The organism is Paenibacillus cellulositrophicus, assembly GCF_009363095.1.
GTDB classification, from domain to species: Bacteria; Bacillota; Bacilli; order Paenibacillales; family Paenibacillaceae; genus Paenibacillus_AQ; species Paenibacillus_AQ favisporus.
Map to the genome: position 1 here is coordinate 2,157,069 of NZ_CP045295.1, position 21,061 is coordinate 2,178,129.

Consider the following 21,061-nt stretch of genomic DNA (forward strand, 5'->3'; position numbering starts at 1 on the left):
ACGCGATATTGAACCAGGCGGTTGACATCGCCCGGAGTATCCGATCCCGCCCGATTATATAAAAAAGACCGCATCCTGACGGAGTGCGGTCTAGCGTCATTATTTGTATACGGGTTTGCCGTATTCCGCCTTCTTCTCAAAGAGAACGGTATACGTTTCGTCTGGGCCGTCAACGGACGGGGCTACCACTTTCTTCAGCCCGCTCAGAGGCAGGATCGCCGTACTCCTAAGACCATATTTGCGAAAAGTGGGTCTGTGTCGTTGACTCATGACGATTCCCCTCCTAATAAATCATGAATTGAATCCAGTAACGCTTTATTGAGATAACATAACTCCTCAAAAATCTGCTCCGTGACCTGGACGGAACCCCTCAGGTGGACCGTGAACACGTATCTTCTCGCTAAAGGATAACACAAGATATATTCCTTCACAACCGATTTGCGATTTCGTTGACTAAATGTCACATTTCCGCTGGCGTGAACGTCCACCACATGGATCGGTTCTTCTCCCGGTCTCAGGTTGACATTGGCATCCAAGGAATATTCATAGCCGATTTCGCCAACCCCGTCGCTGCCGACCTGCTTTATTGTACGGTCCCCGGCTTTGAAAAGTGCTGTGCCGCTGACCGTATACGGCGTGGAAATAAACGACAGACGCAGCGCCCGGCAGATCCGGTTGTAAATATCCGTATCGAGTGCAGGCTTATGATTCAATTCCTCAAAAAAGCCGATAATCTTCAGCAGCCTGTCCCTTTCCTCTTCGGATTCGCGCAGCAGATCGTAAGGATCGCTCTGTTTGCTGCCCCAATGCTCGATCATGCTGCCGATTTTACTGCACGAGACGCCCACGGCCGCATTCCAGTTGCGCGGGTTCATCTGATAGGTGAGCGTGGTCATGCCGAACAGATCCGAAGGCGTCTTAAAGCCTTCAATCCGTTCCTCCTCCTCATCCTCCTGCTCAGGAATATGCGACGGAACGAGAAAAAATACCCGTTCTCTCCCCAGTTTGCTCCAAAACAAGCCCATCTCAAACACCGTATTATCTCTGGCTGTATAATATAACTTACCCCGCACGAGCGTCACGTCATCAGGGTGGAACACAAAAACCGCAAAATCGCTACCCTGGATCTGGGCTTCCAAGTCCTCCATCGTATAACGGTTGGCGTGAAACACTCCTCTATGCCAAGGAGTCACGACCGCGTAGTGCTCCAGCTCCTCCTGCACCGCATTCACGATCGGAATGGCTTCCCTGGATGAGCCGATGAAAACGAAAGGTTTGTCCATAACTCCCTCCAGAACATCCATAATCTACCTATTATCAGTATATCATAGCATGGTAGATTCAATGACTGTTACTTTTCGCGCTTACGAAAGTCCGCCCATAATTTCAAAGTTTGCTATGTATGCCTGACAGAACTTGTCTATATAAAAAGGTTACAAAAAGTAAAGGACTGCGGACAGCCCTGCTGAACCGCAGCCTTCGTGTACAAGCCAAGTACCGGGAAGGGACGAGCTGCCTCACCGGCAGCATCTGCCGTATAAGGTACGTCTCCACCATAAACGCTTGAATGATATCCTTGTGCGCTATACGAGCTCAACCTCACCCTGCATTCCTTCCGGAAAACGCACCTCGATCTCCACATCAGCCGGAGACTCTACGCGCAGCGTCATCCGGTTGTCCGAAACGTTCCAGCGGACGCGGATTTCGCCGCCGGCCGGCAGCGGAACGATGCCGCTGGCCCAGCCTAGTCCGCACGGCTGGGGAGCGACCGCCACCTTGCTCCATCCGTCCTCCAGCCGTTTTACGCCGAGAATGCATTCGCCCAGAAAATATCCCGGAGCCGCGGACCAGGCATGGCAATGGCTCCGGGTGAGCTGGTTCGGATTGGCCCGGTTTTCGCTGAAGTTCGGGTACATCTCCCAGCAGGTGGTGGCGTCGTTATCGATCATTTGCCCGTAATGAGCCCGAATGTCCGCGAGCAGCAGCTCGAACTGGCCGGCCTCCTCCAGCGCCTCGTAATAAAAGAAGGACATGAACGGGCTGCCAATCTGCACGAAATCCGCGGGAGGAAACTTCAAATAGGCTTCCATCAGCGCTTTTCTGCCGCCTGTAGCGGCCCCGCACAGGTAGGCGACCACCTGGGTCTGCATGCTGAAGGTATCGGAACGGCGGCCGTCCGCATGGATGCAGTCCAGATAGGCGTGGCGCTCATCGGACCACAAATGCTGGTTAATGGCTTCCGTCAGCCGCCTGGATGCTTCCTCATATGCGGCGGCGGTCCCTTCCTGCCCGGCCGCTGCCGCAATGGCTGCCGCATCGCGCAGCGCCTTGGCCAAGAACAGGTTCTGATGGGTCACGATGCCTTCACGCGGCTGATCGATCGGGGCCCAGTCCAGGAAGTTCCAGCCCTTCATCTCCAGCAGTCCGTCCTCGTTCAGATGTTCCAGATAGGCCTCCATAGTCAGCTGAACCGCCGGCCAGATTTCCGCCGCAAACGCCGTATCGTTCGTATGGGAAATAAATTCGCGGCAGGCGATGGCCCAGAAGAAAGTCCAGTTCGGGATCACGCTGTTCCAGGCGCTCGGCACCTGGTTCACATACAGCGGCGTCATGTCTGCCGATTCCGGAACCAGCCGCAGGCAGCGTTTGACGATGTCGGTCACGCCGAACACATAATAATTGACGAGCGCCTCATTGCGGCTGTCCCCGACCCAGAACACCTGCTCATAGGAAGGACAGTCGATGAACGTGTCTTCCATGCACAGCCGGGTCGTGTGGCGGCTGATGTCCCAAATATCGTTCAGCCTGGCGTCCGAGCAGCGGAACGCGCCGATCTCGGCGGCGGGATACGTGCTCTGCCGGATGTATACTTCGTGAAGCTTCACCGGACCACGCTGTTCGCGGATGGTCAGGATCAAGTACCGGAAGCCGCGGCGGACGGGCGACAGGTAGGACTGGCGGCCGGACCGGCATATATAACGGAACGTATTTTCGAGGCCGTACGTATGCTGCCGGTAATCGTCCTTGATGTATTCGACCCCGTACGCATCAATGACCGTGCCTTCCGGCGCGTCCAGTTCGAAGCCGATAAAACCGGAACGCTCCTTGCCCAGATCAATCACGATCTCGCAGTCACCATCGGGGAACGGCTCGAGCTGCGCGAAGTTCTGCGTCGGCAGCACCGCATACTGCAGTTCCTGCGGCACCCGGTGTTTTTCGCTCAGCGTCCGCCACACGCTGGCCCCGAATACATCCACGGCCGAATACAGCTGTCTCGACACGGGCTGCATCCAGCGTTCATAGCCCTGAAGCTCCTGCTCGGTCCGGATCGTCTTCAGCCGTAAATAGTCCGGATCGTCCCTGCGGAGCTCCCGGCCGTCCTTGTAATCGATATACTCAACCGCATCGAAAGGGCCGACGGCCGTAAACGGATTGCCCTCCTCATTCAGTGCCGCGTGAAGTGGAGCGCGCAGCGTAAACGCCGCCTCGCTGTCCACTCCGATGTGGAAAACCGAGCCATGGTCGCCCGACGTAATGTCCATCAGCAGCAGATGACTCCCGCTGCCCAAGGTCAGCGAATAATATGTTTCCGGCTGATCCACATGCGCCGGGGTGCAGCGGATGCCGTCGACGTACAGATCGTCGGCCCGCGTTCCGGTCGGAAAGCCGATGGCTACTTCGCCGTCCTCTTCCATGACCAGTACCGCAGCCAAAAGGCCGGTAAAGCCCACCGGGTTGGCGTGCGTGATGCTGTCCTTCACCATCTGGTTCCGCAGGTCGATGGCGGCCGTGAACCTTGGTGCCTTGACGCGGGCCAAAGACATCACCTTGGACGGGTACTTCTTCTCCTCCGTCAGGAACGGGATGTCCCTTGGAATGAGCCGTGTCCATGGCTGCGTGCCTGCCGGGCCAATTTCCAACGCGGCACTCCAGGAGGCGTCATCGTATCCCGGCCGGTTCCATGCCTCATCCCACAGCCTGGCGTCGTACACTTCAGCAAATCCCTGCTGACAAGACATCCGCGGGGAAGTGCTGTCCTGGGCCGCCAGCTTGGCCGTTCTCCAGGTCCGGTCCGTGGCGGCGATCACCTCGTCCCCGTATTCCACCTGGGCGATCAGTCCCCCGCGCCCGGCGAGATAATAGAAATTGGCCAGTCCAAAATGAAGGACAAGCACCGCAATCGTATTGTCAGCCCCCGGACGCAGCAGGTGCCCGATGCTGTATGTATCATACATCTGCTCCTTCGGCCAGGAGCGCGTCGTTCCCCTGCCGGCCAGGTAACCGTTTACAAAAAGAACGTAGCGCGAGTCTGCGGTGATGCTGAGCGATACGGGCCGTCCCAGGTCCCCCTCATAGGCAAAGGTCTTGCGGAAGCATCTCCATTCATTCCGGGGGCTCGGCTCTCCCTCTCCCCAAATCCACATCGCCTTCCAATGCTTATCCATCATAAGCCTCCTCTCTGCCCTTAGCTTTGTACAATCACCGCCCTTTTGTCAAGTAAAGCGGTGAAATTCAATACAAGGAATTTAGTCACTCGGTGTAGAATGGAAAACACAGCATTGTAGCTGCATGCCTTGAATTTGCGGTTATGTTATTGATCGTAAGGGGGAGGAAGATTTGAGGCTAGAAATCAGGAATATAACGGATGGCAAATTGGACGAGTTCTTTTCCATTCTTAGAGAAGCTTCGTTATGGTTACAAATCGAAGGCAAGGGGATGTGGGATCCCCACCAATTAACCCCTGAACATATACTGAAAAGCTGCTCCATCGAGCAATGCTATATTGGTTATCAAAATTATGAAGCAGCGGCCGCGATGATCCTTCAAGAAGAGGATCCAATATTTTGGCCGGATTCCAAAAACGACAGCCTGTTTATTCACAAATTGGCGGTAAGAAGGAAATATGCGGGGAAGGGCTTTTCTGACGAGATGATCGAATGGGCGAAAACGCGGACAAAAGAGCTGGATAAGACCTATTTAAGGCTGGACTGTGCCGCGGACAGACCCAAGTTGTGCAGCTTTTATGAAAAACAGGGGTTTAGAAAGGTGGACGAACGAATCATGTTTGGAGTCTATCCAACCGCATTTTACGAAATATGCTCCCCCTGACGGGTCATCTTCCCGTTCCACGAAAAAAAGCCCGCGCTTGCCGCGCAGGCTCTTCTTCCGCATAAGAGCAACCGGATTATTCAGCCACCCTCTATTTCTTTAAAGCATCCGCCCGGTCCACCCAGACGGTCAAGTCCTGGTAAGGCGTGCGTTTGCCTTGAGGCGCCTGTCCTTCAGCCGGAACGCCCAGATAAATAAAGCCGAGTACCTTGTCGTTCGGGCCAAGACCGAAATGCTCGTTCATCTTGGCGTGGTATGTCGGCTCGCCAGTTCTCCAGATCGCTCCGAGGCCCAGAGCATGCGCTTCCAGCAGCATATTCTGGATCGCCGCGAACACCGCTCCGTACTCCTCCAATTCAATCACCTTGGGGTGATCCTTCGGCGTGACCGCCACCGCGATGACAACCGGAGCGCGCATCGGCTTCTGCCGAGCCGATTCCGCCGCCGCTTCGGCTTCCGGGGATCCCGGTCCGCCCGCCTGCTCCACAGCGACTTCCGCCAATGCGTTGCCGAGCAGCTCCCGTCCTTCCCCGCGAAGGACGAAGAAGCGCCATGGCTCGGTCATCCGGTGGTTCGGCGCCCAGGTGCCCGCCTCCAGGATTTGTTCAATGGAGGCGGCAGGCACTTCCTCCTGTGTCACTTTCCCGATGCTCCGTCTGGAGCGGATCGCTTCCGATACGTTCATATCTCATTCCCCACTCTCTTTAAGAATGCTTATTCAAATCCTGTGTACTATTGTAGCAAAAAACGGACCGCGATTTCTAACCCGGCGATTCCACCGGGCTCCTCCAACTCCAAGGCAGCGTCAAGATGGATGATCCCCCCTTTTACCCTGCGATGACGTTCCGATAATGATCCGTTAACACTGCAAGCGTAAACTGAAGCAGATAAGCTGTTTATACATATCCTTCGGGAAGGGGTTCATCACTATGACAAAAAAATGGTTCGTTTCCGCCCTCGCGGCCTTATCCGTGGGGGGCACCGCCCTGCTTCAGAGCGCATCGGCAGCACCGGCCGATGTGAAGTATTCCGTTAATGGACATTCGTTTACACCGTCTGTCCCTGCCGTTGAGCAGCAGGATCACTTGTATTTTCCGATCCGCGATCTGGGCAACCTGCTCGGCAAGTATGTCGACTGGGACGAAGTTCGCCAAACGGCTTCTTTTACGGACAAGCCCAAGCTGACCGGTAGATACACGTTGGATCATGCAGATCTGGCGGAGGGCATCAAATTTGGCATCGGCTCCTCGCTGGCGCATATCCCCGGCGACCCGGATAACGTCTTCTATACGACGGCTGACCGCGGCCCGAACGGGGAAATCGACGTAAACGGCGAGACCCGCCGGACGTTCCCGCTGCCGAACTATACGCCTTCCATCTATAAAATCCAGCTGGATCAAGGGAAAATCACCGTCCTGGAAACCATTCCGCTCAAAATCAACGGCACAGATCCCGTGACGGGCAGCAGCAAGATTACAGGACTGCCGAACCTAAAATCCCGGGACGAGGTCCCTTATGAGACGACCGCCCAGAAAGTCATCTCTTACGATCCTTATGGACTTGATGTCGAAGGGCTTGCCTACAATCCACAAGACGATACATTCTGGATCTCCGACGAGTACGGCCCGTACCTTGTACAGGTAAAACGCGACGGTACGCTGGTGCAGCGCCTGGCGCCCCAAGGGATCAGCTCCGAGCTGAACACGGCAGCGCTGCCGCTGAAGGATACGCTGCCTGCCGTTTATTTGGACCGCCGCCAGAACCGCGGTGCAGAAGCGGTCGGAATTACGCCGGACGGGAAGTGGATGTTCATGGCGATGCAGAGCCCGCTGCGGAATCCCGACAAGAGCGTCGATAACTCCCGGGCGCTCCGCATTTTGAAGATCGACCTGGCCACTCTCAAGCCGGTAGCCGAATACGCCTATCTTACTGAAGACGCTGGCCAGTTCAAGGACCTGAAGCAATCCGATATCGTCATTTCTGATCTTAACGTCATCGATGAGAACACCCTGCTGATCGACGAACGCGACAAAAATGCCGGCGATGCCGCCCAGCTCAAACGGATTTATGCCATCAACCTGACCGATGCAACCAACATTCTCGGCAAGTATGACGAGGCGGGACCTAGCGGCAAAACGCTAGAGCAGATGAGCCCGGCCGAACTTCGCCAAGCCGGCATTATGACGCCGCTCAAGCGGACCGTGCTCGATGCGGTGGAATTCAGCTATCCGAACGAGAAAATCGAAGGTATCTCGCTGGTGAACGGACATACGCTGGTGATCGTGAACGACAATGACTTTGGCGTCACCAATCCGGATGCCAAGGAAAACGGCACGGATCTGTGGACCTTCGAGCTTCCCTACGATTTAAAATAAGGCGCAAATCTATAAAAGACCGGCCATGGAGACTTCCTCCGTGGCCGGTCTTTTTGGGTTCCGCGAAAAGCCGTTTAGGATTGGCGGTCCATCTTCGCCCTGCTCTTACCGCCGGCTGCCAACCTTTCGCTTGACCTGCTCCAATACAGCAAGAACAGGCTGGCTTTTGACGGGCTTGCTGATGTATTCGTCCATCCCTGCCCCGAGGCAGATATCCCGGTCCTCCTTCAGCGCGTTGGCCGTGACCGCCACGATCATCGGGCAGCTGTCCTTCGGCAGGGTCGCCCGAAGCTTGCGGGTCGTCTCCAGACCGTTCATGCCAGGCATCTGGACGTCCATGAAGATGATGTCATACGTCGTGTTCTCCGCCGCCCGCAGCACATCGTGGCCGTTGGTGACGACAGTCACCCTATGGCCCTGCTTCTCCAGCATTTTGCGCAGCACGATCTGGTTGATCTCATTGTCCTCCGCAATTAGGATGTTGAGCGGATCGGTATCGGATGTTTCCTTTTGTTCGCAGCTATTGGCATGCTCAGGCTCCTGCCGATTCTTGAGAAGGACCGTAAACACAAAGGTCGTTCCGGGTCCTTCCTTTTTCTCTACCCATATATGGCCGCCCATGACGTTCACGAGCTTCTTGCTGATGGCCAGCCCCAGCCCGGTTCCTTCATAATTGCGGGTCATGAAATTGTCCACCTGGGAGAACGGTTCGAAGATCGCTTCCAGCTTGTTATCCGGAATGCCGATGCCCGTATCCGATACCTTGAATTCCAGATCAATCAGCTCGTCCTCCTCGAACACCTTCCGGACGTTGACCGTAATTCCTCCATGAAGCGTAAACTTCACCGCGTTGCCCACGAGGTTCATCAGAACCTGTTTGATCCTCTTGGGATCCCCGAAGAGCATCTCCGGAATGTCATCCTCAACGGTAAAGGACATCTCCAGCTGTTTGGCGCTCGCCTTGGCGGACACCATATCGAACGTTTCCTGGATGCACTGCTTCAGATCGAACATATCCTCCTGCAGTTCCGTCATACCGGCTTCCACCTTGGAAAAATCCAGAATATCGTTGATGATGGCCAGCAGCGTTTCACCGCTCTTGCGGATAATTTCGATATATTCCTTCTGCTCATCGTCGAGGTCCGTCGTCGTCTCCAGCAAATCCGTCATTCCGATGACACCATTCATCGGCGTCCGGATCTCATGGCTCATCATCGCCAGAAACTCGCTTTTCGCTTTATTCGTACTTTCCGCCAGCTCCTTGGCCATAATGAGCTGCCGCTGCTCGGTGAAATCCTTGGCAATGATATAGAAGCCCACATTTTTGTTGTTGATGATGATGGGTGCCAGCGTCGTGATGACCTCCACCATGTGGCCGTCCTTATGCCGGAGCGTCTTGATATCCTGCTCTACGGTCGGGTTGTTCAGCGCTTCCTTCAACACCCGCTGCAGGTTCCGCTCCCCGATAAAGCGTGCAATGCTCCTGCCCGCCATCTCGCTGACTTTGCAGCCGGTCATCTGCTCGGCTCGGGTATTGGCATTCAAAATATTTCCATTTAAATCGAGTGAAATGATCGCGTCGTGGTTATATCTTTTTAGGGAGGTATACCGCTCGACAGTTTCCTGCAGCTTCTGCTCGGCAGCCTTGGTATGGGAAATATCGTTCAAAACGACTATGTAATGTTCGGGATTTCCCTCCGCGTCCGGCATAATGGAAATATGCACGGCCGCCCACACGGTTCTCTCATCTTTCCGGATGTAGCGGCCTTCGATTTCGACAGAAGTCTGCTCGGGATAATTTTGAATAAGCGTCTTCACCTGGTTCAAATTGGTTTCCAGATCTTCACTGTAAATCAATCTCTCAAAACGCTGTTTCTGAAGTTCCTCCCAGGAATATCCCAGAATGCGGGTGAGCGCCGGGTTTGCTTGAACCCATTCTCCCCGGACGGTAATCACGGCAACACCAAAAGGAGCATTTTGGTACACATGCTGTAAATAAGAATACTCCTCATCATTCTGTACTCTGTTCATTTTGCGCCTCCTGCCATGGTAGTACAGCCTGGTTCTTCTATTTTTCTCTCCATCATGTTTATATCTTAAAGTAACTATAGTCCGACCCCTGACATACCAAAATAAGCATAAGCATGCTTATAAAGAGATATAAACAAAATTGACGATTTTGAAACCTCTTTGACGATAATTATGACAAAATGATGGCGAAATTTATAGACCAACTTTTTTCCTTTTCCAGGTTTTCTTCGTGAAATAAACGACCGAATGGACGAAGCCCCCAAGAATAGGTCATCTTAAGATTGTACCAATCAGAACGCAAAGAAACCGCTCTTTCTCAAAAAGGCGGTTTCATTGTTCGCCTAAAGGCGTAAGAAGCGGCCGGAATGGTCAGAATGCCCAGTTTCCGTTACGGAAGATTGCTTCTTTGCGTCCATCCCGCGTTATTCCGTCAATGGATAGATCGGCTGCGCCAATCATGAAGTCCTCGTGAACCAGGCTCTGATTTGCGCCTTTGTTCAGCAGTTCCTCCGCATCCATTTCTTTGCCGTTCTGAAGATTGACCGGGTAGGCTTGACCGAGCGCCAGATGGCAGGAGGCATTTTCATCGAACAATGTATTATAAAAGATCACATTCGAATTCGAAATCGGAGAGTCGTGAGGAACGAGTGCAACCTCGCCTAACCTCCGCGCTCCTTCATCCGTATCCAAAAGCTTCTGCAGCGCCTCGGCTCCTTCCTCGGCAGCAAACTCGATAACTTCGCCGTCCTTAAAGGTCAACGAGAAATTATTGATGACCACGCCGTTATAATTTAGCGGCTTCGTGCTTTTCACGGTTCCGTTGACGCCGTCCCTGCTTGAAAGCGTGTAAACTTCCTCTGTCGGGATATTCGGATTGAACAGGACCCCGTTTGCGTTATACTTAGCGCCTCCAAGCCAAATGTGGCCTTCGGGTAAATCAATCGTCAGCGAAGTGCCTGTCGCTTCGAATTGAAGCTGCCTGTAGCTTTTGTCATTCAAAATTTGAACCATTTTGCCGAGTCTTGCGTTATGTACTCCCCATGCGGATACCGGGTCTTCATGATCGATGCGGGTCGCTTCAATAATATGCTTCCACAGTTTTTGCACCGCTGAATTTTCTTCTTCACCAGGGAACACCTTATTTGCCCATTCCGGCGTGGCGTACGACAATAACGTCCAGGCATTTTTGTGGGCCATCAGGTAGCTGCGGTATTTGTTCAACGCGGCGGCGGCCGTTTTGGACGCTATGGCAACGCGGTCAGGTTCCACGTCGTTCAGCAAATCCGGATCAGGAGAGTAGATTTGAATGAATGCCGCTCCGCTTTCCGCATACTGCACCATGGCGTCTGCCCGCCACTGCGGATATTCCGACAATGCTTTTTCCGGAGCATGCAGGTACTTTATCTTAGACAGCTGCTCATCGTTATACTCCACATAAACATTGTGAGCTCCGGCTTCGTATGCTTTCAGCGAAATCAGCCGGACAAGGTTTGCGGCCATAATCGGCGCCATTACCACGACGGTCTGCCCAGGTTGGACGTTCACCCCTACCTTGACGGCTAGCTCCGCGTAATTTTCTAATTGCCGCTTCGTTGGATACATCAAATTTCCTCCATTTGCACGAAATGCTTCTCTGGTATACCACTTTATCTTCCTTTTGGGGCCAGCAGCGCGGTCAGTTCGTCAAGGGTTAGGACGACATGCTCCAGCAGCCCTGGCAGATCCTCCATCTGTTCCTCGTCGATTTTCCGGTCAAACCGGACTTCCGCCGTATTCGACAAGCGTTTCGTCTCATCGCCATAGCGCCAGCTGAGCGTTTGGGACACCGACTGGTCCGGCCACCGCTGTTCCAGCAGGCTCTGGATGACAGCACATTCCTCGCCCTGCGGACCGACTTCCATATAAAAGCGGATTCGGACCGTGCACCCTGGCTGTGCCTCCTTCTGCTCCAGCAGCTCCGCGGCCAAATCGGCCAGCGAGGCGGCAAGGCCGATCTCCGCGGTCACCGCTTCGTTCCCGCTGCGCACGAACCGAATGGCAAATTCCCTCGACATGACCGACATTTCCATCCGGTCGTCGCGGCCGGTGACTCGAACCGCACCGTCCAGGTTGTCCAGATCGTAGACCAGGTTCTCCACCGCCACCTTCAGGTTTTCGAAAATGCTCGGATCGAACATCACCATACGTCTGCCGCATATTTGAGACCGATCTGACGTCTCGCATCCTCCATAATTTCCGCTACGATGAGGGAGCTCTCCAAAGAATTGATCTTGCTGTCGCGTTTGCCGCGTTCGATCAGCCGGATAAACTCGTCCAGCTCATAGTACATCGATTCATGGGTCTGCAGCTGCGTGAGGTCCTCGACCGTGCCGTCCCTGTACTGGATTTTCACTTCGTAAGGTTGGTTTATCCGGTCGATGACCATCGTTCCGTTCTCACCCTGAATCTCAGCGGGCAGGAAGGAGTCGGATATTTTCGAATACATAATGACCGCGTCCATCTCTGGATAGCGCAGCACCATGCTGCCTTCCCCATCCACGCCTGATGACAGCATGATGCCTGTCGCCTTTACGTATTCAGGCCGTCCAAAGAGAGAAACCATCGGATAGATGCAGTAAATGCCCAAATCCATGAGTGAACCGTTGGAAAACTCGGGTTTGAAGGCGTTGAGCACCGTCCCCTCCTTAAAGGCGTCATAGCGCGAGGAATATTGACAGTAGCTGGCAAAATACCGCCGGATCTGGCCGATTTTATACAGGTTGTCCTTCATGATTCTGAAGTTCGGCATCAGCGTGGACTTCATCGCTTCCATGAGCAGCACGTCATTGTTACGGGCTGCCTCGATCATCAGCTTCAGTTCCAAGCTGTTTGAAGCCATCGGCTTCTCGCAAAGCACATGCTTGCCGTGGTTCATGCACCGGATCGCCTGATCCGCGTGAAAAGAGTTCGGGCTGGCGATGTAGACCGCGTCTACAACCCCGTCCGATAACATTGCCTCGAGATCCGTGAACACCCGAGGAGATCCGTGCTCCGCGGCAAAAGCCTCTCCCTTTTCCAGGGTCCGGGAATATACTGCGGCAAGCTGAAACTGGTCATTCTCCGCGGCAGCCTGCAGAAACCGCTCCGTAATCCAGTTGGTTCCGATTACCCCGAATCGTATCATCTTCTCGCTTCCTCTCCTAACTTGTCAGTTCTGTCTTTGTGAATACTCACGATGACTATATTGTCTCATTCCCCAAAGAAGCTGTCCACTTCGGAATCCATGTCATGAGCGGCCTCACCCACCATGGACTGAATATCTTCAGAGCTGATGTTAATATACTCATAGCCCTCTTCCTGCTGCTTCTTCAGGGCTCTCTCCTTATAAAACTTGCCGGTGCCCTCGCCCGCATCCTCGTCATATACGAGCACGATGCCGTCCGTCTTCCGGAACAGCAGATCATCCCTGGCCGCAAACTGCCACGGGCCGCTGTAGGGCTGGTTGCTGACGACACCGTAATAGTCGATCTCTCTGAGAATTTGCCGGTAATACTCCTGCTTATCTTCCTTCCACTTCTCTTCCGGGCTGGCAAAGGCCGAAATGATCGAGCATTTGAGCTCTGGATACTGCTCTTTCAGCGCAATCGCCGCCTCGATGCCCCACAGGTCCACGCCGTACTGCCCCGGGGTGATGACCCACTCCAGTCCCTCTTCAAGGAGCGGAATCAGCTTGGCCGTGATCGCCTGCTTAATATACGGAATGCCCGGATGCTTCTGGCCGAAGATGTTCAGCTCATGCGCCCGGTATCCGGTGACCAGACAATTTTTCATACCATCAACACCTTAACTTAGTTGGAATGCCTCTTCCTCAACAGATGATCCGCGAGTAATTCATTCCTTCTATCATACCTTGTTTTGCCTTGCGGCTTCCACCGCAAATTCAGATTGTGCTCAGTGCCGCCCACTACCGTGTTAAAGGGGTGGCGGCAGGAGACAGCCAAAAAGGGCACCAGCCGCCAATCCCTCAATGGCGGGCAGGTACCCCCTTCTCAGAAATATATATAAGTTGAACCAAGAAATACGATGCAAGCAAGGCAGTAAAATGATTCCGAAGAAGCGAAGCGGTCGTAGAAGCTTTCCGAAGGAAAGCTAACATCGGAAGCATATGCTTTGGCTTTCGGATTTCTACTTACGTAGGTTCAATAAAAATCAAGAAATCCGAAAACAAGAGCGATCGTAGGGACATTTTACGTACTTGCCCCATCATCCATTTCAATTTTTCAACTTATATTTTCAACTTATAAAGAAATTTTCACTTCGGCGTTCATGCCGGGAAGCACTTTATCCGAAGGCTGGTTGATCGAAATTTTGACAGGCACCTTCTGGGTGACCTTGGTGTAGCTGCCGGTTGAGCTTTGCTGCGGAAGCACCGAGAACACCGAGGTCGTTGCATAGCCGATTTCGTCGACCGTTCCGCTGAATGTTTTGCCCGAATCTCCGTCCACGTTAATATCGACGCTTTGACCGACCTTCAGGTCCTTCAGGTCCTTCTCCTTAATATTGGCGATGATGTACATATGATCCAAGTCAGCTTCCTGTGCGAGCACCTGTCCTGCCTGGACCAGCTCGTTCTTCCGCGCATCGCTCTTGATGATTTTACCGTTCATCCGGGTGCTGACCGGTACGGCCTTCGTTCCGTCGGATACGGTGCCGACGACGTCCTTGTCAGTCACGTTCGATCCGGTTTTGACATGCCAGTCGGTCAGCACGCCGCTGTAAGTGGATACGACGGGCATCATGTCCGCGGACACGACCGCGTCGCTTGTTTTGATGTAGTTTTCATTTTGGTAATAAACATAGGCGCCGGCTGCGATCAGTATAAACACGACCAGCACGCCCACAACATTTCCGATGATTAAACGAATGTTCATCTTGCCTACTCTCCTCCATATCGTTCTTTTTCTGAATGTATCTTAAGAATGGGATTCCGCTGTTACTCTTTCCTTGGGACCCGGCAGGGCAAGCGGCTTTTTCGGCTTTTGCACAAGCGAAAAGCCTTTGCCTGTCACGATTTTTCCGATCGACGCCAGCAGTATAATGACAGCGAGAACCAGCATCATCGTAAACAAGTGATGGTACGCTCCTAGGATGGCCGCCCGCTTTGTATTAGCAATCAGCTCATAGGAAGCCGTGCTCTGCGCCTGGGCCGCCGTCATTCCCGATCCCATCAGCTTCCGGGTCATCTGTGCCAGCTCCAGCTTCGTTTCGGCATCAAACTCGCCCAGATGGGAACGGATCTGCTCGTAATTCATGGTGTTCTGCCGGCTCAAATACCAGCCCAGCAGCGGAGACAGCACCGCGCCGACGATATTCCGCATCGTATGCAGCGTCGTGGAGCGCATGGAGGCTTTGTGAATATCCCCCGCGAGGGCCGTGCCGAGCGCTCCGCTGACCAGAGCCATACTGACGCCGCCGCCAAGGCAGGCGGCCTGGAAGTAAAGCTTAGGCAGCGTTACCGTAGGCACCAAGTTCCGCCAGCTGAGGCAGACATAAATGATGGCCAGCGATCCGATGAATCCCAGGACACCGGCGCCGAGCCGGTCGTACAGCAGGGTTTTCAAAATAGCCGTGATCAGAATGCCGACGAAGAACCACAGGAAAAAATGGGACAAATAACTTGGCGACAAGCTGACGTTATTTTTCAAAAAACCGGTGATCCCCGCAATCGCAAAGATGAGCACCGCATGGGACGTGATCGCCATGATCGTGCCCGAAATCGGCTTGGGCGCCTTCAGCGTACGGAAAGGAACGAGCGGCGTCTTGGCCCTGAGATCGACGATGACGAACAGAACCGCCAATATGACGGCGACGGCCAAAAACGGCCACACCTCATACGATGTAAACCCCTTTTGCATCAAATTGCACAGTGGAATCACCAGCGAAATCATGGTCAATACAAACAAAAACACTCCCGTTTTATCCAATGGCTCGTGCTCGCCGTGATGCTCCTCCGACTTCGGCAGGCCGTAATAGCCGACGGCCAGACAGAGAACGGCGGAGGCGACGTTCAGCACATACAGCCAGCGCCAGGCGTCCAGGCTGAGGGAGACGGCTCCGAAATAGGCTCCGACGGCACTTGCCCCAAACAGGCCCGTGATGACCATAAACAGAAATGTATTGCGGATCTTGTTCGGAAATGAACGGAGGCTCACCGGCAAAATCGCCAGAAACAGCGTACCGGCGCTGAGGCCCTGAATCACCTTCCCGATCGTCAAGGCGGCCACATCGGTGGACACGGCGTTGATCAACGAGCCGCACAAAAAAATAAACACCATCGTCAGATAGTGCGCCTTGAGGCCGAATCTGCGGGCCAGCACCGGTCCAAACGGTACTCCGAGCGCGAAAGCCAGGTTCGACAGCGTGGACGGCAGCTGCAGATCATTCGAGCTCATATCCAATCCGTTCTGAATGATCACCTGGTTGATGGTATAAGCCAGATTGCTGAAGTATTGGGGTCCGATCGCAAAAATCGTCAGCAGCGATATGATCAAATACTGCGGAACGGCCACCCTTTCTTTCTCCGACATCGGAGTGCTAATGAGTTGACTCATCCGGATTCCTCCTTTCGTCTTGTATATGATTACGTCCGTATGCAGAACAACTTGTAAATAGCAAGTTGTATTATACAATATATGCGGATCAGCTGGCAACGGGATTTTCGCAGGCAGTGAGAAAAAGCTATTGGATAAATCCACAGCTTTTTCCTGATCTACTTATGCCGTTGTTTCAAATCCCGGTTAAGCCGGGTCAGGCTGTCTTCCAAGTGCTGCAGCCCCTCACCGTTCCAATCCTTGAGGATGTCTGCGTACGCATCATGTCTGGCTTTCTGGACTTTGTGGAGAATATCCAGCCCGCCGGGCGTAATCTCAATGAGGCTGATTCGGCCATTGTTCGTGTCCGGATACCGCTTGACGTAATCTTTGGATTCCAGCACCGCGATTTGCCTGCTGGCCGTGGACAGGTTCAGCAGCAGATGCTCTGCCAGCACATTGATCGCCAGCGGGCCCGCGTGCTCCAGCTCGCTGAGCAGAAGATACTCCGACCGGTCCAGGTTCCCGAATCTGGGGCTGAGCGCCGTCGTCAGCCGGACCAGCAGGGCGATCTGGTACTCGATCATATCCAGTCGATCTTTGTTCAACTTCCTCCCCCTCTTCTCTCGCTAAACCGCTCTCATAAATATATCATACCACTGCGCGAAGGGACTTTGCATCCGGGGGCCTGGGTAAATAGAAAGAACGTCGATCGACATACTTTCATTATGAGTACCGGCAGCGGTTGTATAAGCTGAAAAATGGAAATGGATGATGGGGCAAGTACGTAAAATGTCCCTACGATCACTCTTGTTTTCAGATTTCTTGATTGGATTGAACCATTGCAAGGTAGAAATCCGAAAGCCAAATGTGACCGCTTCGCTTCTTCGGAATCATTTTACTCCCTTGCAAGCATCGTTTTCGTTAGTTCAAACTATAAAACGGACGTATTCCGCCCCATACGTCCTTTAACATTCATTTCAATTAAAAAAGGAGCCTGCAGCCAAGCTGCAGGCTCTAACAAATCTTGTTTCCCGACAAATTACCGTTCTCCATCCTTCACCGGAACCCCGAAATTCGGCGTCCCGTCCTCATTCCAGCCGAAGATCTGCATCCGCGTATGCCGATTTGGATCGTACAGCGGATCGCCGATAATTTCTTTATAATTCCGGGCATGATAAACGATGACGTCTTCCCCGTCCTCGGATACCGTAAAGCTGTTATGCCCCGGCCCATACTGCCCGTTCTCCTCGTTGGTGGCGAATACCGGTTCCGGCGACTTCACCCAGGAGACCGGATCCAGCAGATCCGCCGATTCGTCGGCATACAGCAGTCCCATGCAGTAATTGTGGTCGGTGGCGCTGGCCGAATAGCTGATGTAAATGCGTCCGTTCCGCTTCAGTACGGCTGCCCCTTCGTTGACTTTAAAGCCGATCACTTCCCACGGATACTCCGGGGTCGAGATCATAACCTGCTTGCCCTGCAGCGTCCAAGGATTGCTCATTTCCGAAATGTACAGATTTGAATTGCCCTCGATGTCCGGGTCTTTCTGAGCCCATACATAGTACAGCACGCCGTTATGCTCAAAGGTGGTCGCGTCCAGCGCAAAAGACTCCCACTGGGTGCGGATCTTTCCCTTCTCCGTCCAGGTTCCTTCCAGCGGATTGGCCGAGTCGTTCTCCAGGACATACATCCGGTGGTCGAACAATCCGTCATTGGTCTCGGTCGTCCGCGCCGCCGCAAAGTAGATGTACCATTTTCCCTGAATAAAATGAATCTCCGGCGCCCAGATGTTCGCGCTGAGCGGTCCGGTCTCGTATTTGCGCCATGCCACAACCGGTTCGGCTTCACCCAAACCCTGCAAAGTCTTGGAACGGCGGATTTCGATCCGGTCGTACTCCGGCACAGAAGCCGTGAAATAATAATAACCATCCGTATGCTTGTAAACCCATGGATCGGCGCGCTGCTCCACGACCGGATTGTTGTAAGTTTCGTTTCTCTCCATATCAGGCTCTCCTTTATGTCTATGTCTTCTCCTGTTATAACGCCCCATAAGGCGGCCTATAACATTCATTTCTTTAGTTCATTCTATCTAGCTCCATTTCGGGGCAAAAGGATAAGGACAAGCGGATTCCAGCAGCCGGGTCTTCACCTCAACGAGACAGCCGCAGTACTGGCAGGTCGTTCCGTATTGAAGCCCCGGACACTGTTCGCACTGCCCGATCCGCTGGCGGTATACCTCTTCGGATGCCGTCTCCCTGCCGCGGGTCGCGATCTCTACGAGCCGCTGCAGTTTTTCCGGCGAAACCTGGACGCTCTCGCTGCACCCTTTGCAGCCTTCCTGACGATCCATGACAACTCACCCTCCCTATTTGCTGTAACTGCTAATGGCGCTGCACGCAGCCAACCTTCGATTAATGAATGGCCAGCGTAACGACGGACATCGGCGGCAGCTTCACGCTCAAGCGACCGCCCTCAACATTGGCGCCGTCAAACGCTTTTGGTGCCACGGCGTCCGGCTGCTCGAACGTATTGTGCGCGTTCATCCGGTCGGCCGTCAGAATCGTGCCGGAAGCCTGCACGCTTTCGGCAGCAAGGCCGCGAAGGTCCAGGCTGATTTCGGCTTCGCCGGCATGATCGATGTTGACCAGGCTGACATGCACCTTGCCCTCGGCATCCCTGGAAGCCGACACAGTCACCTGCGGCAGTACCTCCCCGCCCATTTCATAGCTTCCGACCGCGGACTCGACCGCCAGCACCTCGGCATCCTGATGGACCTTGAACATATCGAACACATGATACGTCGGCGTCAGGATCATCTTCTCGCCTTCGGTCAAAATCATCGCCTGAAGGACGTTCACCGTCTGGGCGATGTTCGTCATCTGGACACGGTCCGCATGGTTGTGGAAAATGTTGAAATGCACGCCGGCCACCAGCGCGTCGCGGATCGAGTTCTGCTGGTACAAAAATCCCGGATTTGTGCCCGGCTCCACGTCAAACCAGGTGCCCCACTCGTCGATGATCTGTGCTTCGCGATCAGTTCGTCCATATGCAGCGCCTTCTTCATGGTGATAAACCATTCGCCTTCTTCAAAATCGAGCGCCGAGCCTTTGCCCAGCCAGAAGTCGCCCGGAATCGTATAGTAGTGCAGGCTCAGACCGTCCATCAGCCAGCCGGCGTTTTTCATCAGCACTTCCGTCCAGTTATAATCGTCCACATTGGCGCCGCCGGCGATTTTGTAAATTTTGTTGTCGCCGTAATTGCGGACGTAAGTTTGGTAACGGCGGTACAGATCAGCGTAATACTCGGGACGCATGTTGCCTCCGCAGCCCCAGTTTTCGTTGCCGACGCCAAAATACTTCAGCTTCCACGGCTGCTCTCTGCCGTTCTCCTTACGCCAGTTGGCCATCGGCGATTCGCCGTCAAAGGTCATGTACTCGACCCACTCGGACATCTCCTGAACCGTGCCGCTGCCGACGTTGCCGCAAATGTACGGCTCGCATTCCAGCAGCTCGCAGAGCAGCATAAATTCATGGGTGCCAAAATGGTTATTTTCGACGACTCCGCCCCAGTGCGTATTGACCATCCGTTTACGGCCTCCCCTTGGACCGACGCCGTCCTTCCAGTGGTACTCGTCGGCAAAGCAGCCCCCCGGCCAGCGCAGAACCGGCACCTTGATCTTCTTAAGGGCCGCCAGCACGTCGTTGCGGATTCCCTTCGTATTCGGAATCGGCGAATCCTCGCCGACCCAAATCCCTTCATAAATGCAGCGGCCCAGATGCTCCGCAAAATGGCCGTATATATTTTTATTGATTTTCCCTTTGGAAATATCCGTATTGACGATCACGTTATGCATAGCTGAATCCTCCCATGAGATGCTAGATAGGTTGAACTAAAGAATACGATGCAAGCAAGGGAGTAAAATGATTCCGAAGAAGCGAAGCGGTCACATTTGGCTTTCGGATTTCTGCCTTACGTGGGTTCATATCCAATCAAGAAATCCGAAAACAAGAGATGATCGTAGGAACATTTTACGTACTTGCCCTAAGCATCCATCTTAATTTTCAACTTATATAGATCTTCTTTATTTTGATAAAAACTTCCTATTATCCTTTAATGCCAGAGTTCAAATTGATCGACTGAATAAAATATTTCTGGGCGAACGCGAACAGGAGCAGCGTCGGAATGATCGCCAGCATCGCCGAGCCCATCAGCTGCCCAATCATGCGGTAGTTGCCGTAAATATCCTGAAGCAGCAGCAAGCCCGCTGTAATCGGCATTTTATCCACGTCCGTATATACGATAACCGGCCACAGGAAGTCGTTCCACGATCCGACGAAGGAAAACAGGCCGCACACGATCAGCACCGGCTTGATGAGCGGCAGGATGATCGAAAAATAAATCCGGAAATCCCCTGCGCCATCAACACGCGCCGATTCGTCCAGCTCGCCCGGAATGCCTTTCATAAACTGCCGGACCAGAAAAATGTTGCCCATACCTGCGAGACCGGGGATGATCATGGCCCAAGAGGTGTTCACCCAGCCGAAGGCGTCAATGATTTTATAGGAAGGGATGATGTTGACGACGCCCGGAAAAAACGAAATGCCCAGCAGCGTGAAAAACAGCGTGTCTCTCCCTTTGAAGTTCATGCGGGAATACCCGTAACCCGTAAGCGAAATAATGACGATGACGAGCAGGGTGTGCGATACCGCGATAAAGACGGAATTGAACAGCCAGCGCAAAATCGGTGCCGTGGACGTATTCTCCAGAATGGCGACGTAATTCTCAAATATCCACTCCTTAGGAAACAGCCGAAAGCCCGAGGACACGACCTCGGTCTGCGAACGGAAGGAAGTCGTAATTCCGAACACGACCGGAATCACCCAAATGACGCAAAGCACGATCAAAAACAGGTAAGCGATATATTTGGAGATACTTACTTTTTTCGACATTTTGATTAACCCTACCTCTCGTATC

General features: G+C 53.5%; 17 protein-coding genes and 1 pseudogene. 2 read left to right on the forward strand and 16 right to left on the reverse strand.

Features of this window, described 5'->3' with window-relative positions:
* Nucleotides 1-99 precede the first annotated feature (99 nt).
* The 3 genes from GCU45_RS33760 to GCU45_RS09860 all read right to left on the reverse strand — a co-directional run bounded on the left by GCU45_RS33760 (nucleotide 100) and on the right by GCU45_RS09860 (nucleotide 4,448).
* Nucleotides 100-270: a hypothetical protein gene (locus GCU45_RS33760; protein WP_163881768.1), complete on the reverse strand. Its 171-nt coding sequence runs from the start codon at nucleotides 268-270 to the stop codon at nucleotides 100-102.
* Nucleotides 267-1,283 (reverse strand): TIR domain-containing protein, encoded by a 1,017-nt coding sequence (locus GCU45_RS09855; protein ID WP_167527109.1) that lies wholly within the window; start codon nucleotides 1,281-1,283, stop codon nucleotides 267-269. The genes GCU45_RS33760 and GCU45_RS09855 overlap by 4 nt, the downstream gene beginning before the upstream one ends.
* Nucleotides 1,284-1,583: 300 nt before the next feature.
* Entirely contained in the window at nucleotides 1,584-4,448 is a 2,865-nt protein-coding gene (locus tag GCU45_RS09860) for a family 78 glycoside hydrolase catalytic domain (protein WP_341874552.1), read from the reverse strand.
* A gap of 169 nt (nucleotides 4,449-4,617) precedes the next feature.
* Between GCU45_RS09860 and GCU45_RS09865 the strand changes: the two genes are divergently transcribed.
* A complete protein-coding gene (locus GCU45_RS09865; protein WP_152398798.1) occupies nucleotides 4,618-5,109 on the forward strand; it encodes a GNAT family N-acetyltransferase in 492 nt (163 codons plus the stop codon).
* A gap of 91 nt (nucleotides 5,110-5,200) precedes the next feature.
* On the opposite strand, the gene GCU45_RS09870 is transcribed toward GCU45_RS09865, so the two are convergent.
* Nucleotides 5,201-5,794 carry a nitroreductase family protein gene (locus tag GCU45_RS09870; RefSeq protein WP_152398799.1) on the reverse strand — a complete coding sequence of 198 codons (594 nt, stop codon included), beginning with the start codon at nucleotides 5,792-5,794 and terminating at the stop codon, nucleotides 5,201-5,203.
* Nucleotides 5,795-6,038: 244 nt separating this feature from the next.
* On the opposite strand from GCU45_RS09870, the gene GCU45_RS09875 reads away from it, so the two are divergent.
* On the forward strand, nucleotides 6,039-7,484 hold the full coding sequence (locus tag GCU45_RS09875) for an esterase-like activity of phytase family protein (RefSeq protein ID WP_152398800.1): 1,446 nt from the start codon (nucleotides 6,039-6,041) through the stop codon (nucleotides 7,482-7,484).
* A 105-nt stretch (nucleotides 7,485-7,589) separates the two neighbouring features.
* On the opposite strand, the gene GCU45_RS09880 is transcribed toward GCU45_RS09875, so the two are convergent.
* From GCU45_RS09880 to GCU45_RS09935, 12 genes and pseudogenes are all read right to left on the reverse strand, one after another.
* Nucleotides 7,590-9,515: a PAS domain S-box protein gene (locus GCU45_RS09880; RefSeq protein WP_152398801.1), complete on the reverse strand. Its 1,926-nt coding sequence runs from the start codon at nucleotides 9,513-9,515 to the stop codon at nucleotides 7,590-7,592.
* Between the two features lie 369 nt (nucleotides 9,516-9,884).
* Nucleotides 9,885-11,117, reverse strand: a complete 1,233-nt coding sequence (locus GCU45_RS09885; RefSeq protein WP_152398802.1) for an aminopeptidase — start codon at nucleotides 11,115-11,117, stop codon at nucleotides 9,885-9,887.
* A gap of 44 nt (nucleotides 11,118-11,161) precedes the next feature.
* Nucleotides 11,162-11,698: a hypothetical protein gene (locus tag GCU45_RS09890; RefSeq protein WP_244364500.1), complete on the reverse strand. Its 537-nt coding sequence runs from the start codon at nucleotides 11,696-11,698 to the stop codon at nucleotides 11,162-11,164.
* Nucleotides 11,692-12,678, reverse strand: a complete 987-nt coding sequence (locus GCU45_RS09895; protein WP_152398803.1) for a Gfo/Idh/MocA family protein — start codon at nucleotides 12,676-12,678, stop codon at nucleotides 11,692-11,694. The genes GCU45_RS09890 and GCU45_RS09895 overlap by 7 nt, the downstream gene beginning before the upstream one ends.
* A 65-nt stretch (nucleotides 12,679-12,743) precedes the next feature.
* Nucleotides 12,744-13,325, reverse strand: coding sequence for an SLOG family protein (locus GCU45_RS09900; RefSeq protein WP_076173566.1), 582 nt, complete (start codon nucleotides 13,323-13,325; stop codon nucleotides 12,744-12,746).
* Between the two features lie 467 nt (nucleotides 13,326-13,792).
* Nucleotides 13,793-14,425: an HlyD family secretion protein gene (locus tag GCU45_RS09905; RefSeq protein WP_076173565.1), complete on the reverse strand. Its 633-nt coding sequence runs from the start codon at nucleotides 14,423-14,425 to the stop codon at nucleotides 13,793-13,795.
* Nucleotides 14,426-14,467: 42 nt separating this feature from the next.
* Nucleotides 14,468-16,105: an MFS transporter gene (locus GCU45_RS09910; RefSeq protein WP_152398804.1), complete on the reverse strand. Its 1,638-nt coding sequence runs from the start codon at nucleotides 16,103-16,105 to the stop codon at nucleotides 14,468-14,470.
* 158 nt (nucleotides 16,106-16,263) lie between these two features.
* Entirely contained in the window at nucleotides 16,264-16,692 is a 429-nt protein-coding gene (locus GCU45_RS09915) for a MarR family winged helix-turn-helix transcriptional regulator (protein ID WP_244364501.1), read from the reverse strand.
* Nucleotides 16,693-17,126: 434 nt separating this feature from the next.
* On the reverse strand, nucleotides 17,127-18,089 hold the full coding sequence (locus GCU45_RS09920) for a glycoside hydrolase family 43 protein (RefSeq protein WP_152398805.1): 963 nt from the start codon (nucleotides 18,087-18,089) through the stop codon (nucleotides 17,127-17,129).
* An 87-nt stretch (nucleotides 18,090-18,176) separates the two neighbouring features.
* A complete protein-coding gene (locus GCU45_RS09925) occupies nucleotides 18,177-18,437 on the reverse strand; it encodes a DUF6171 family protein (protein ID WP_152398806.1) in 261 nt (86 codons plus the stop codon).
* A 61-nt stretch (nucleotides 18,438-18,498) separates the two neighbouring features.
* Nucleotides 18,499-19,940: pseudogene (locus GCU45_RS09930) on the reverse strand (alpha-N-arabinofuranosidase).
* A gap of 250 nt (nucleotides 19,941-20,190) precedes the next feature.
* The gene (locus tag GCU45_RS09935; protein WP_089548563.1) at nucleotides 20,191-21,036 is read right to left on the reverse strand and encodes a carbohydrate ABC transporter permease; all 846 of its coding nucleotides are present in this window, start codon (nucleotides 21,034-21,036) and stop codon (nucleotides 20,191-20,193) included.
* Nucleotides 21,037-21,061: the final 25 nt, after the last annotated feature.

Bases quoted from the DNA above. Each gene is read 5' to 3' on its own strand.
- GCU45_RS33760 (WP_163881768.1), bottom strand. From the start codon at position 270: ATGAGTCAACGACACAGACCCACTTTTCGCAAATATGGTCTTAGGAGT.
- GCU45_RS09855 (WP_167527109.1), bottom strand. From the start codon at position 1,283: ATGGACAAACCTTTCGTTTTCATCGGCTCATCCAGGGAAGCCATTCCG.
- GCU45_RS09860 (WP_341874552.1), bottom strand. From the start codon at position 4,448: ATGATGGATAAGCATTGGAAGGCGATGTGGATTTGGGGAGAGGGAGAG.
- GCU45_RS09870 (WP_152398799.1), bottom strand. From the start codon at position 5,794: ATGAACGTATCGGAAGCGATCCGCTCCAGACGGAGCATCGGGAAAGTG.
- GCU45_RS09875 (WP_152398800.1), top strand. From the start codon at position 6,039: ATGACAAAAAAATGGTTCGTTTCCGCCCTCGCGGCCTTATCCGTGGGG.
- GCU45_RS09880 (WP_152398801.1), bottom strand. From the start codon at position 9,515: ATGAACAGAGTACAGAATGATGAGGAGTATTCTTATTTACAGCATGTG.
- GCU45_RS09885 (WP_152398802.1), bottom strand. From the start codon at position 11,117: ATGTATCCAACGAAGCGGCAATTAGAAAATTACGCGGAGCTAGCCGTC.
- GCU45_RS09890 (WP_244364500.1), bottom strand. From the start codon at position 11,698: ATGGTGATGTTCGATCCGAGCATTTTCGAAAACCTGAAGGTGGCGGTG.
- GCU45_RS09895 (WP_152398803.1), bottom strand. From the start codon at position 12,678: ATGATACGATTCGGGGTAATCGGAACCAACTGGATTACGGAGCGGTTT.
- GCU45_RS09900 (WP_076173566.1), bottom strand. From the start codon at position 13,325: ATGAAAAATTGTCTGGTCACCGGATACCGGGCGCATGAGCTGAACATC.
- GCU45_RS09905 (WP_076173565.1), bottom strand. From the start codon at position 14,425: ATGAACATTCGTTTAATCATCGGAAATGTTGTGGGCGTGCTGGTCGTG.
- GCU45_RS09910 (WP_152398804.1), bottom strand. From the start codon at position 16,105: ATGAGTCAACTCATTAGCACTCCGATGTCGGAGAAAGAAAGGGTGGCC.
- GCU45_RS09920 (WP_152398805.1), bottom strand. From the start codon at position 18,089: ATGGAGAGAAACGAAACTTACAACAATCCGGTCGTGGAGCAGCGCGCC.
- GCU45_RS09925 (WP_152398806.1), bottom strand. From the start codon at position 18,437: ATGGATCGTCAGGAAGGCTGCAAAGGGTGCAGCGAGAGCGTCCAGGTT.
- GCU45_RS09935 (WP_089548563.1), bottom strand. From the start codon at position 21,036: ATGTCGAAAAAAGTAAGTATCTCCAAATATATCGCTTACCTGTTTTTG.